9 protein-coding genes are annotated in these 11,106 nt (G+C 71.1%); 4 read left to right on the plus strand and 5 right to left on the minus strand.

Annotated features, from left to right (window positions below; translation table 11 throughout):
* The first annotated feature begins 56 nt into the window (after positions 1–56).
* Both purN and purH read left to right on the plus strand, forming a co-directional pair.
* Positions 57–644 (plus strand): phosphoribosylglycinamide formyltransferase, encoded by a 588-nt coding sequence (gene purN / locus AC1DYG_RS11640; protein WP_477640267.1) that lies wholly within the window; start codon positions 57–59, stop codon positions 642–644.
* Positions 641–2,281: a bifunctional phosphoribosylaminoimidazolecarboxamide formyltransferase/IMP cyclohydrolase gene (gene purH / locus AC1DYG_RS11645; protein WP_477640020.1), complete on the plus strand. Its 1,641-nt coding sequence runs from the start codon at positions 641–643 to the stop codon at positions 2,279–2,281. Before purN ends, purH begins: the two co-directional genes overlap by 4 nt.
* A 19-nt stretch (positions 2,282–2,300) precedes the next feature.
* Here purH and bar read toward each other — a convergent pair whose 3' ends face one another.
* From bar to AC1DYG_RS11665, 4 genes are all read right to left on the minus strand, one after another.
* Positions 2,301–3,440: a barbiturase gene (gene bar, locus AC1DYG_RS11650; RefSeq protein ID WP_477640021.1), complete on the minus strand. Its 1,140-nt coding sequence runs from the start codon at positions 3,438–3,440 to the stop codon at positions 2,301–2,303.
* Positions 3,441–3,446: 6 nt separating this feature from the next.
* The gene (locus AC1DYG_RS11655) at positions 3,447–4,397 is read right to left on the minus strand and encodes a carbamate kinase (protein WP_477640022.1); all 951 of its coding nucleotides are present in this window, start codon (positions 4,395–4,397) and stop codon (positions 3,447–3,449) included.
* A 146-nt stretch (positions 4,398–4,543) separates the two neighbouring features.
* On the minus strand, positions 4,544–6,052 hold the full coding sequence (locus tag AC1DYG_RS11660) for a carboxyl transferase domain-containing protein (protein ID WP_477640023.1): 1,509 nt from the start codon (positions 6,050–6,052) through the stop codon (positions 4,544–4,546).
* Between the two features lie 28 nt (positions 6,053–6,080).
* Positions 6,081–7,250, minus strand: coding sequence for a PucR family transcriptional regulator (locus AC1DYG_RS11665; protein ID WP_477640024.1), 1,170 nt, complete (start codon positions 7,248–7,250; stop codon positions 6,081–6,083).
* Positions 7,251–7,402: 152 nt separating this feature from the next.
* Here AC1DYG_RS11665 and AC1DYG_RS11670 point away from each other — a divergent pair, with 152 nt between their 5' ends.
* Both AC1DYG_RS11670 and AC1DYG_RS11675 read left to right on the plus strand, forming a co-directional pair.
* Positions 7,403–8,512, plus strand: a complete 1,110-nt coding sequence (locus AC1DYG_RS11670) for a ferredoxin reductase (protein WP_477640025.1) — start codon at positions 7,403–7,405, stop codon at positions 8,510–8,512.
* A 9-nt stretch (positions 8,513–8,521) separates the two neighbouring features.
* Positions 8,522–9,838 (plus strand): fatty acid desaturase family protein, encoded by a 1,317-nt coding sequence (locus AC1DYG_RS11675; RefSeq protein WP_477640026.1) that lies wholly within the window; start codon positions 8,522–8,524, stop codon positions 9,836–9,838.
* An 84-nt stretch (positions 9,839–9,922) separates the two neighbouring features.
* Here the strand turns inward: AC1DYG_RS11675 and AC1DYG_RS11680 are convergent, their stop codons facing one another.
* Complete coding sequence (locus AC1DYG_RS11680) at positions 9,923–11,104, minus strand: CaiB/BaiF CoA transferase family protein (RefSeq protein WP_477640027.1); 1,182 nt, start codon at positions 11,102–11,104, stop codon at positions 9,923–9,925.
* Positions 11,105–11,106: the final 2 nt, after the last annotated feature.

The raw sequence follows: 11,106 nt of genomic DNA on the forward strand, positions 1-11,106 counted from the left end.
CCCATGCAAAAGGCGAGTTAGCGCCGCTCGCTGGCGGCGCTAACTCGCCCACCGGGATCGTCGTCCTGGTCTCCGGGTCGGGCACCAACCTCCAGGCCCTCATCGACGCCACGGCCGACCCTGCCTACGGAGTGCGCATCCTCGCGGTGGGCGCCGACCGCGCGGGCATCGCCGGTCTGCACCGCGCAGGTGCCGCGGGCATCACCGTGTTCGTATGCCGGGTCGAGGACTTCGACTCGCGCGCCGAGTGGGACGCCGCTCTCGCTGAGCGGATCGGCGACCACGACCCGGCGTTCGTCGTGTCCGCAGGCTTCATGAAGCTGCTCGGCCCGGCCGTCCTCGGCCGCTGGACCGTGATCAACACCCACCCCGCCCTGCTGCCGGCCTTCCCCGGCGCTCACGCGGTGCGCGACGCCCTGGCCGCCGGAGCCGCGCAGACGGGCTGCACCGTGCACGTGGTGGACGCGGGGGTCGACACCGGACCGGTGCTCGCCCAGGCCACGGTCGACGTCACTGCCGACGACACCGAGGACACGCTCCACGAGCGCATCAAAGCTGTCGAGCACCCGTTGCTCGTCGAGATCGTGGGCCGCGCGGCCCGCGAAGGAATCACCGTTTCCGATGGGAAGGCCACCATCCCGTGACCGAGCAGTCCGCCTCCACCACCCCCGCCGACGCCCCGGACTCCGGGCGCCGCCCGATCCGCCGAGCGCTGGTCTCGGTCTACGACAAGACCGGACTGGAGGAGCTGGCGCAGGGGCTGCACGAGGCGGGGGTCTCCCTCGTGTCGACGGGTGGCTCGGCCGCCCTCATCGAAGGACTCGGCCTCCCGGTCACCAAGGTCGAGGAGCTGACCGGCTTCCCAGAGTGCCTCGAAGGGCGGGTCAAGACCCTGCACCCGCGAGTGCACGCCGGGATCCTCGCCGACACCCGCAAGCCCGACCACCTCGCCCAGCTCGCCGAGCTGGAGGTCGAGCCGTTCGAGCTCGTCGTGGTGAACCTCTACCCGTTCCGCGAGACCGTCGCGTCGGGCGCAGGACCCGACGAGGTGATCGAGCAGATCGACATCGGTGGCCCCTCCATGGTGCGGGCCGCCGCCAAGAACCACCCGAGCGTGGCAGTCATCACGGACCCCGCGGCATACCCTGCCGTTCTTGAAGCTGCTGCGGGCGGTGGGTTCACGCTCGCCCAGCGCAAGCGGCTGGCCGCCCAGGCGTTCGTGCACACCGCCGACTACGACAACGCGGTGGCCAACTGGATGGGCAACGTCTACACCGACACCACCGACGGCACCGGCTTCCCTGCGTGGACGGGCGCGACGTTCCGGCGGGCCAACGTGCTGCGCTACGGCGAGAACCCGCACCAGCCGGCCGCCCTCTACACGCACTGGCGACCCGGCGTGGCCTCCGCCGAGCAGCTGCACGGCAAGGAGATGTCCTACAACAACTACATCGACACCGACGCCGCCGTCCGCGCCGCATTCGACCACGGCGACCAGCCGACGGTGGCGATCATCAAGCACGCCAACCCCTGCGGCATCGCCGTGGGCGCCTCGGTGGAGGAGGCGTATGCCGCGGCCCACGCCTGCGACCCGGTGTCCGCCTACGGCGGCATCATCGCGACGAACGTGCCCGTGACCAAGGCCATGGCGCTCGCAGCCAACGAGACGTTCAGCGAGGTCATCGCGGCCCCGTCGTTCGACGCCGACGCGCTGGAGGTGTTGCGGGAGAAGAAGAACCGCCGCCTGCTCCAGCTCCCGGCCGGCTTGGCGGCGCACCGCGACCCCATCGAGACGCGGCCGATCAGCGGCGGCCTGTTGGTGCAGCTGCCGGACCGCATCGACGCGGTCGTCGAGGGTGAGGTGCCGGGTGGCGACGACGCCTCCCGCTGGCGCCTGGTCGCCGGGGCGGCCTCCGATGAAGGGACGTTGGCTGACCTGCAGTTCGCCTGGCGAGCCGTGCGCGCGGTGAAGTCCAACGCGATCCTGCTGGCCAAGGACGGCGGCTCGGTCGGCATCGGCATGGGTCAGGTCAACCGGGTGGACTCGTGCCACCTCGCCGTGTCACGGGCGAACGCCGACGGAGCCGACCGGGCCCGTGGTGCGGTCGCCGCGTCGGATGCGTTCTTCCCGTTCGCGGACGGGCTCCAGGTGCTGCTAGACGCGGGGGTGCGCGCCGTCGTCGCCCCCGGCGGTTCGGTGCGCGACGAGGAGGTCGTGGCCGCGGCCGAGGCAGCCGGCGTGACGATGTACTTCACCGGCACCCGCCACTTCTTCCACTAGGCACAGCGCCGATGAGAGCTCAGGTGGTCGGGGCGCGGTAGCCGGTGGGCTCGCCCGAGCCGAGGTCGACGATCGCGGCCACCGGGCCACCGCCGTCCGGTCCCTGGTGGGCCGCCGACACGGACACGAAGACCGCCGGGTCGCCGGTGACCGACGCGGTGACCCCGCCGACTGCCGACTTGATCTGGCGGTGCCAGTGCACGTCGGAGTCGTCCAGCATGGCGTTGCGTCGACCGCGCACGGCGCCGTCCTGGCTGACCTCGCACTTGAGGAAGACGTTGACCAGCCGGCCCTGGAGGTCGCTCGTGTGCGGACGCTCGGGGAGGTCGAGGCCGGCGTCCTTGATGGCCGCCCAGATGCCGTCTGCGTCGAGGGCGTCGCGCATGACCGAGTGACCGATGCGGTAGCGACCACCGATCCCCTTGGTGTTGCCGACCACCACGACCTGGGCCTGGTCGAGCTCGACTCCCGAGGAGCAGGACGCGACCGCCGAGAACAGTGAGCGGTTGTTCATCACGTCCTCGTTCGTCGGCATCTCGATCTCGCCCAGCGCCACGGCGATGCCGAGACCGGTCGTGCCGTTGGACAGGTCCATCGACTCGTGGGTGTGGTGCGTCCAGACGGACTTGCCGCGGGACTCGGCGTCGCGGATGGTGTGGATCGTCAGCAGCGGGGTCTTGGTCTGCACGTAGTGGACGTCGGCGGGGTCGGTGATGCCCGCCTTCTCCATCGCGGCCCGCACGGCCGCGGCGACCTTCTCGATCATGCCGGTGTAACCGATCTCCTCGGGCAGGATCGGCTCACTCATCGCGAACCCGACCGTCAGCCGCGCCTCGTCGGACTGCTCGGCCTGGTCGGCCGGCACGGTGGCGAAGATGGTCGCGTGCGGGCTGATGATCCCGTCGGTGCCGCCGGACCAGACGATCGGCACCTGCTTCACCTGGTCGGCGGGAGCGCCCTTGGCGACCAGCAACTCGCGGAACGCGCGGTCGGCGATGATGCGGGTGTAGTCGTTGACCCCGCCGTTGCCCTCGGTCTTGCCGATGATGGCGATGACGCGGCTCGCGTCCATCACCCCGTCGTCGATGAGCTTGGCCAGCTCGCTCGCATCGGACACGCTGTGGATCGGGACCTTGCGGACCTCAATGGGCTCGGGCATGGGTGGTCACCTTCCGTTGTCTGTCGTGGATTCGATGATGGTGCCGACGTCTCCTGAGAGGGCGTCGGCGATGCGGTCGAGGGCGGTGATGACGCTGCGTCCGCCGCCTTCGCGGACGAACCGCATGGCGGCCTCGACCTTGGGGCCCATCGAGCCGGAGGCGAACTGGCCGTCCGCGGCATACCCCTCCATCTCGGTGAGGGGGACGCGGCCGACGGGTCGCGCCTGCGGCGTCCCGAAGTCGAGGACGGCGTTCTCGACGTCGGTCGCGATGACGAGCGCGTCGGCGCCGATGGCGCGGGCGAGGACGGCCGCGGTGAGGTCCTTGTCGATGACCGCCTCGACACCGCGGACGGTGCCGTCGGCGTCACGCACCACGGGTATGCCGCCGCCCCCGGCCGCCACGACGACGTAGCCCGCGCCCAGGAGGGTGAGCAGCGTGTGGGTCTCGAGGACCTCGACGGGTGCAGGGGAGGCCACGATGCGACGCCACCCCTTGTCGCCGCGGTCCTCCCACGTCTCGCCGTGCTCGATGAGCGGCCGGGCCTGGTCGTAGGGCAGGAAGCGGCCGATCGGCTTCGTGGGCGTGGCGAACCCGGGGTCGTCGGGGTCCACCAGGGTGCGGGTGACGAGCGCGGCGACGGGGTGGCTCAGCCCCAGTGCGGCGAGGGCGGGCTCGAGGGTGTCGAGGATGGTGAACCCGATCGTTCCCTGCGTCTGGGCGCCGCACCAGTCGAGCGGGACCGGGGGGACGACGTTGGCGGCGAGCTCGTTCTTGACGAGCAGGTTGCCGACCTGCGGACCGTTGCCGTGGGTGAGGACGACCTCGTGGCCGGCTGCGACGACCGTCGCGACGTGACCCATCGCCCGCCCGATGGCCTCCCGCTGGGCCTGCGGGGTGGCGCTGCCGTCGGGACCGGTCATGGCGTTGCCGCCGAGCGCGATCAGGACCCGCATGCCACCTCCGTTCGTCGTCCGTGCGGCGAGCCTAGGGATGCGCGACCGCCGATGACGTTGGCAGGACCTGCCCAACGGCCGGTCCCGCCTTGGCAGATGTATGCCGTGGGGCTGGGTGGGTTGCCCGCGGCACCCGCCCGGTTTGGTCACCCCAGTCGGCGGTAGCGCTCCAGCCTGGCGGCCAGCCTGGCGGCCGGTTCCTCGCGGGCGAGGGTGGCCAGCTCGTGCTGGATCGCCTGCGACATCCGGCGGCAGAACTCCTCGGGCTCGTCGGCGGCGTCGGGGTGCTCGGCGACGATGCGGTCCACGATCCCGGCGTGCAGCAGGTCGAGCGCGCGGACCCGTTGGCTGGTGGCCAGCTCGGGGGCGTGGCTCGTGTCGCGATAGAGGATCGCCGAAGCGCCTTCCGGGGGCAGCGGGGACAGCCAGGAGTGCTGCGCACTGATCACCCGGTCAGCCGGCATGACAGCAAGCGCACCGCCTCCGGTGCCCTGGCCGAGCAGCACGCAGACGGTCGGCGCGTCGAGCATCACCAGCTCGGCGAGGCAGCGGGCGATCTCGCCGGCCATGCCGCCCTCCTCGGCTTCCTTGGAGAGTGCGGCTCCAGCCGTGTCGATGATGCTGACGAGGGGCAGCTTGAGCTCGTGGGCCAGCTTCATGCCCCGCCGAGCCACGCGAAGTCCCTTGGGGGACAACGGTTCGTCGAAGGTCTGACGGTCCCTGTCCTGACCCAGCACGATGCAGGGGGCGCCTCCGAACCGGGCCAGGGCCATCAGCATCCCGGGGTCGTACTCGCCCTGGCCGGTGCCGTGCAGCGGCAGCACGTCGGTCGCGCCGAGCCGCAGGAGGGCGCGCACGCCGGGTCGGTCGGTGCGCCGCGACCTGGCGATCGACTCCCACGCAGGGATGTCGGCGAGCTGCTCCTTGGGCACCTCGGGGACGTCCGGCAGGTCATGGCGCGGGCCGGTCAGCACGGTGAGGGCCCGGTCGGCCACCTCCGCGAGCGCCTCGACGGGCAGGATCGCATCGATGAGCCCGTGCTCGAAGAGGTTCTCGGCCGTCTGGACCCCCTCCGGGAACGGGTGGTCGTAGAGCGCCTCGTAGACCCGGGCCCCGAGGAACCCGATCATGGCGCCGGGCTCGGCCACCGTGACGTGCCCGAGCGACCCCCACGAGGCGAAGACGCCGCCCGTCGTCGGGTGGCGCAGGTAGACCAGGTAGGGCAGCCCCGCCTCCTTGAACGCCGCACAGGCGGCGCTGATCTTGACCATGCCGACGAAGGCCGGTGTCCCCTCCTGCATGCGGGTGCCGCCCGACGAGGGTGCGGCGAAGAGCGGCAGCTCCTCGCGGCGGGCGCGCTCGAACGCGAGCACCACCCGCTCGGCGGCCGTGCTGCCGATCGAACCGGCGAGGAAGCCGAACTCGCCGGCGATGAGGGCGACCCGGCGCCCCCGGATGCGTCCCTCGCCGGTGATGATGGCCTCGTCGGCACCAGAGCGCTCGCGCGCCGCGGCGAGCTCCGCGGCATACGCCGAGCCGTCCTTGGCCACGTCACGGACGGGACCGTCCCACGAGACCCAGCTGTCTGCGTCGAGCACCGTGGTGGCGAGCTCGAGCCCGCCGAGTCGGCGTGCGGGCCTGGACGGGACTGACATGCCACCTCCGGAGTGCGAGGCGACGAGCCTAGGGCGTAGGCGTCCCGCCCGTGGGTGGAACGCCGAGCGCGAGGACGAGGTCGAGGACGACGAGCGGGTCGTCGAGGTCGTCACCGAAGAGCTCGCGCAGCTGCCCCATGCGGTATCGCACCGTCTGCGGGTGCACGAAGAGCCCGGCTGCCACCGCCTCGCGCCGACCACCGAACAGCAGCCACAGGCGCAGGGTCTCGACGAGCTTCTCCCGGGCCGTGGGCGACAGGTCGTCCAGCGGCTTGAGCGCGCGGGCCCGCAGGTCCGCGAGGGCTTCGGGGTCCGCGCTCAGGACCAGCTCGGCCAGGTGGGCGTCGGTGTCGTAGGCCGTGGTGATGCGGGTGTTCTCGCCCGCGAGCAGGCGCGCCGCCCGCAGCGCACGCCGGTAGGAGGCAGCCGTCTGCAGCCACGGCCTGGCCGGACCGAGCACGCAGCCGTAGTCGCGCAGGGACCGCAGCAGCCGGCGTCGGGCGGCCGCCCGGAGGTCGGGCACCAGGAGGACGACGTAGTCCTCGGAGGCCGTCAGATCGGGCAGGTCCTCACCGAGGAACAGTGACCGCGGGTCCACGAGGGCTCGGGCCTGGTGCAGCCGCTCGTCCGGTACGAGCAGCACGGTGACCGTCGTCGGCGCGGCCCAGTCGGCCCGCTCCGCGCGGCGGGTGGTCACCTCGTCGGACGCGCCGCGCACGAGGTCGAGGGCCAGTCGCTCGAGCCGGCGCTCCTGGCTGCGCTCCGCGGTGGCGAGCTCGTCGGCGTGACCGGCGACGCTGGCCGCGGAGAGCTCGTCGATGTAGGCGAACACCAGCTCGGCGAACTGCGCCAGGAGCGGCGCGGACATCCCCGCCCGCACGCCCACCGCCGACAGCTCACGCCACGAGACGCGGGCGCCGATGCGGTAGGCGGAGAGCAGGGCGTCCATGCTCCGTCCGCTGCGGGCCTCGCCGCGGCCCAGGGCGTAGGAGGCCTGGCGGGCGGGGCCGAGCGGCGAGCTGGGGTCGTCGGACCGGGCGGCCATGGTCAGGAAGCTGCCGAGGGCGACCTGCACCGCCGACTCGATGTTGCCGACGAGGTAGTCGCGGGCCTCGGCGTAGCTGGGAACCTCGACGATGATGGCCTGGACGGCGTCGGCCGCCACCTGGGGGAGAGCGCGCTTGAGCTCGCTCTGCACCTCGGGTGGGATACTGAGTTCCGCCGCGTGCTCAGCAGCGGTACCGCTGGCTGACGTCACCATTGGCTTTTGTCCTTTGCGAACAATTCTGGTCGCGATTCTCACGCGCTGTGGTCAGGAAATTACCCTACCTGATCGCCCATAGTGGAACCATGACCGCAGTTCTCCCGCTCCGCACGACGCCAGGGTCCACGAGACCCCGCCCGTCCCTGCGCACGGTCCTCCGCCGAGTTGCCGAGGCAGTCGTCACCCCCGTGCTGCCCGATGACTACCTCGACCTGATCGCGCCCATGCGCGCCGGCGCCGACCTTCGCGGTCGCGTCGTCTCCGTGACCCCCGAGACCCGGGACGCCGTCACGGTGCGCATCAAGCCCGGTCGCTCCTGGGCCGGCCACGTGCCCGGCCAGTACATCCGAATCGGCGTCGACGTCGACGGTGTGCGCAACTGGCGTGCCTACTCGCTCACCTCGCCCGTGGCCGCCCCGGACGGGATCATCTCGATCTGCGTCAAGGCGATCCCGGACGGCAAGGTCAGCAACCACGTCGTGCGCGCCCTGCAGCCCGGCACCCTGGTCCACCTCGACCAGGCGACCGGCGACTTCACGCTCCCGTCGCCGCGTCCGGCTCGCGCGCTGTTCGTCACCGCGGGATCGGGCGTCACGCCGGTCATGGGAATGCTCCGCAACCACCTCGACGAGCTGCACGACGTCGTCGTCATCCACTCCGCCCCCACCGAGGCCGACGTCATCTTCGCCGCCGAGCTGCGTGAATGGGCCGAGGCCGGCCGCATCCGCCTCGTCGAGCGGCACACCGACACGCAGGGGATGGTCGGCACCGACTCGCTCGACGAGCTCGTGCCCGACTGGCGCTTCCGCGAGACCTGGGCCTGTGGCCCCACCGGCATGCTCGACGCCTTCGAGGCGGCCTGGGCCGACGCCGAGATCACCGACCGACTCCACACCGAGCGCTTCCGCCCGGTCATCATCGCCGAGGGCGAGGGTGGCACCGTCACCTTCGGCACCCAGCGCATCACCGTCGATGCCGACGGCGCGACCCCGATCCTCGACGCCGGCGAAGCCGCCGGGGTCCTGATGCCGTCCGGTTGCCGGATGGGCATCTGCTTCGGCTGTGTCGTGCCCCTGAAGGAAGGTGCCGTGCGCGACCTGCGCAGCGGCGACCTCACCATTGCCGCCAAGGGCGACGGCATCCGCATCCAGACCTGTGTGTCGGCGGCTGCCGGCCACTGCGAGATCGACCTCTAAGGAGACGCCATGACTGCCACCGCAGAGAAGTTTGACCTCACGATCGATGGTTCCGCTGCCTCCACCCCGAAGGCACCTGGCGCTCCCTCCGTGCGCACCGCGACCCGGTCCACGAACAGCCGGCTGTCGACCGCCATCGCCGAGCGTCGCCACGTGCCGAAGCGCTCTGGCAAGGCCGACCCGACCGCGCACCTGACTGCCGAGGACGTCGAGGCCCTGGCCATGGAGCTCGACGAGCTGCGCCAGGGAGTCCTGGACTCCCGCGGAGCCGAGGACGCGGCATACATCCGCAAGGTCATCAGCGTTCAGCGCAAGATCGAGCTCGCCTCGCGCGCCGTGCTGTTGTTCTCGATCTTCCCGCCGGCCTGGATCGTCGGCACCGCCGGCCTGTCCGTCGCCAAGATCCTCGACAACATGGAGGTCGGCCACAACATCCTCCACGGCCAGTGGGACTGGATGCGCGACCCCAAGATCCACTCGACGACCTGGGAGTGGGACAGCGCCACCCCCGCAGCCCTGTGGAAGCACAGCCACAACGAGCTGCACCACACGTACACCAACGTGATCGGCAAGGACAACGACCTCGGCTACGGCATCATGCGCGTCGACGAGGACCAGCGCTGGATGCCCGCCTACCTCGGCCAGCCGCTCTACAACTTCCTCAACATGTGCTTCTTCCAGTACGGCATCGCCGCCTACGACCTCGAGATCGGCAAGCAGCTTGCCGGCCGCGGTGACAAGGAGGAGTTCAAGCGCAACGGAAAGATGGTGCTGCGCAAGGTCGGCCGCCAGGCGCGCAAGGACTACCTGCTGCACCCGCTGCTGTCCGGCCCGTCCTTCCTGCACACCATCGCGGCCAACGCGACGGCGAACTTCGTCCGCAACGTCTGGACGCACTCGATCATCATGTGCGGCCACTTCCCCTCGGGCGTCGAGACCTTCGCCCGCGCGTCCATCGAGGGCGAGAGCCGGGGCGAGTGGTACCTGCGCCAGATGCTCGGCTCGGCCAACATCTCGGGCAGCAAGGCCCTGCACATCATGTCCGGCAACCTGAGCCACCAGATCGAGCACCACCTGTTCCCCGACCTGCCGAGCAACCGCTACGGCGAGATCGCCCCGCGGGTGCAGGAGATCTGCGAGCGCTACGGCCTGACCTACACGACTGGGCCGCTCTACAAGCAGGTCGCGTCAGCCTGGGGCCAGGTCATCTCCCTGTCGCTCCCGAACCCCGAGCCCGGCCGCAACCGCCTCGGCATCGCCGCGCAGGCGATCGGCAAGCAGGTGCGGCGCAAGCTGCGCAACCGTCGCCCGGTCCGCACCGCCTGAGGCGCTGCTCCTGCGCCGCAAGGCCACACACGTCAGCCCGCCCGGACTCCGGGCGGGCTGACGCGTTTGCTCCGCGCTCAGCGCTCAGCCCTGATGTTCGTCCAAGCCGTCGAGCCAGGCACGGACGCTCTCGTCGTGCTGGCCCAATGTCGGTGGCGCGAGGTGCTCGCTGCGCCCCCCGGCATACGCGTTGTCGTCGAAGCGGATCGGTGGGCCGGGGACCTCGATGTGCCCCAGGACGGGGTGTTCGATGTCGAGCACGAGTCCCTGCGAACGCGTCTGGTCCCAGTCGTAGACGCGGTCGATGCTGCGCACCTCGCCCGCGGGGATGCCGAGCTCGGCCAGGCGCGGGAGGAGGACATCGAGCGGGTATGCCGCGAAGGCGGCGTTGAGCGCGGCCGTCACCTGGGCGCGGTTCACGGTGCGCTCGCGGTTGGTGGCCATGCCCGGTGTGGCGGGGTCGATGTCGAACTCCTGGGCGAGCTTGACCCACAGTGACTCGCTGCCGCAGGCGACCTGGATGTCACCGTCCTGGCAGTGGAACAGGCCGTAGGGCGACAGCGACGGGTGGTGGTTCCCCTGCGCGCGACCCACGTGACCGGCCACGGTGTAGGCGGTCCCCTGGAAGGCATGGGCGCCGACGATTGCAGCAAGGAGGCTGGTGCGGACCACGCGGCCGACGCCGGTGGTGTTGCGTTCGTGCAGGGCGGTGACCACGCCGTAGGCGCCGTACATGCCGGCGAGCAGGTCGCCGATGGGGACGCCCACGCGCTGAGGGGTGTCGGCGTCGGGACCGGTCACCGACATCAGCCCCGCCTCGCCCTGGGCGATCTGGTCGTAGCCGGGTCGCCCGCCCTGGGGGCCGTCGTGCCCGAAGCCGCTGATCGACAGGATGACCAGCCGGGGGTTGAGCTCGTGGAGGCGGGCCGCGGAGAAGCCGAGGCGGTCGAGGACGCCCGGTCGGAAGTTCTCGATCAGCACGTCGCTGTGGGTCGCCAGTCGGGTGAGCACCTCGCGACCGTCGTCGGACTTCAGGTCGAGAGTGATCGACTCCTTGTTGCGGTTGGCGGCGAGGAAGTACGTCGAGATGGGGTCGTCCTCTGGACCGACGAACGGCGGCCCCCAGCCGCGGGTGTCGTCACCCGTCCCGGGAGACTCGACCTTGATGACGCGAGCGCCCATGTCTCCCAACATCATTCCCGCGTGCGGGCCGGCGAGGGCTCGGGACAGGTCGATGACGACGATGTCTTCCAGCGGCGCGTTCACGG

The organism is Pedococcus sp. P1_H8 (assembly GCF_056405175.1).